The organism is Variovorax sp. 20P10.2.4 (genome assembly GCF_058244205.1).
Genome location: NZ_JBZAYE010001062.1, coordinates 1 through 1566, shown reverse-complemented (window position 1 = coordinate 1566; position 1566 = coordinate 1). Strand labels below are relative to the sequence as shown.

General features: G+C 73.0%; 2 protein-coding genes. Both read right to left on the bottom strand.

Annotation, left to right across the window (positions count from 1 at the left end; translation table 11 throughout):
• On the bottom strand, positions 1-840 hold an 840-nt coding region (locus AC27VN_RS41060; RefSeq protein WP_490880450.1), incomplete at its 3' end, for a TRAP transporter substrate-binding protein.
• 5 nt (positions 841-845) lie between these two features.
• The coding region (locus AC27VN_RS41055) for a tripartite tricarboxylate transporter substrate-binding protein (protein WP_490880449.1) at positions 846-1566 on the bottom strand (721 nt) is incomplete at its 5' end.

Here is a 1566-nt window from a genome sequence, read left to right as displayed (position 1 = left end):
CGCGGCCTGCGCCGACTGCCGCACGATCTGCTGCAGGTCGGCCGGCAGCGCGAGGAACTTCGCGCGGCCGATGAACAGGTGCATCGCCACGTCGGGCTCGTGCCAGGGCGCGACGTAGTGCGGCGCATAGCGCGCGAGCGGCAGCGTCGCGTCGATCGCGGGGCCGACCACGTCGGCCGCGTCGATGCGGCCCTCGGCGAAGGCCGGCACGATCTGCCCCAGCGGCAGGTTCACCGGCACCGCACCCACGCGCGCCAGCACGCGGCCCGGAAAGCCCGCGATGCGCACGCGCACGCCGCGCAGGTCCTCGGGCGTGCGCAAAGGCTTCGCGAACCAGCCGCCCATCTGGATGCCGGTGTGGCCCGCCGTCAGCGGCAGCACGTCCAGCGGCGCCAGCACCGCCTCGAACAGCGCCTGGCCACCACCCTCGTTGAGCCAGCCTTCCTGCTCGACCGGCAGCAGGCCGAAGGGCACGGCGGTGAAGAAGTCGATCGCGGGCACCTCGGCGGCGTAGTACTGCGCCGTGGTGTGAACGAGGTCGAACTCCCCAGCGCGCAGCGCCTGCAGCAGGCCCGCGGGCTTGCCATGGCGCGCGGGATCGATGGTCTCGATGCGCAGGCGCCCGCCCGAGGCGGCATTCACGGTGTCGGCGAAGTCGAGCGCGGCTTCGTGCAGCAGCGGCAGGCTGGTGGGCCACGAGGTGCCCATGCGCCACACGATGGGCTGTGTGCCCGGTGGCGCGGCGGCCGGTGCCGCGCAGCCGGCGAGCGACAGGGCGAGCGCGCACGGCAGCAGGAGCGCGGCCAGGCCGCGGCGCAGGAGAGCGAAGTTCCCGGGCATGGCCGTCACTCCGCCACGATCCGCTTGTCCGCGGCCAGCTTGCTCCAGCGCGCGATCTCGGCCTTCAGGTAGTCCTGCGCCTGGGCCGGCGTGCCGCCCGCGACGTCGGTGCCCAGCGCCGCGAGCTTGTCGCGCACCTCGGGCGACTGCAGCGTGCGGTTCATCGCATCGGCCAGCGCATCGACCACCGGCTTGGGCAGGCCGGCCGGACCCATCAGCATGTACCAGGCGCCGATCTCGTAGTCGGGCACGCCGGCCTCGATCACCGTCGGCACCTCGGGCAGGCTGGCCGCGCGCTGGCGCGAGGTGACCGCGAGCGCGCGCAGCTTGCCGGCCTTCACCTGCTGCAGCACGGTAGGCACGGTGTCGAAGTTCACGTCGACCTGGCCCGCGATCAGGTCGGCCAGCGCCGCGCCGCTGCCCTTGTAGGGCACGTGCGTCATGGTGGTTCGCGTGGCCTGCTGGAACAGCTCGGCCGCGAAGTGCTGCTGCGTGCCCGCGCCCGAGGAGGCGTAGTTGACGCCGCCCGGCTTGGTCTTCGCGAAGGCGATGAATTCCTGCAGCGTCTTCGCGGGCAGGCTCGCGGGCACGGTCACCACCTGCGGCACGCTGCCGATCAGCGTGATGGCGGTGAAGTCGCGCGCCGCCGCGTAGGGCAGCTTCGGCATGATCGCCGGCACCATCGCGTTCGAGCTCACGTGGCCCAGCAGCAGCGTGTAGCCGTCG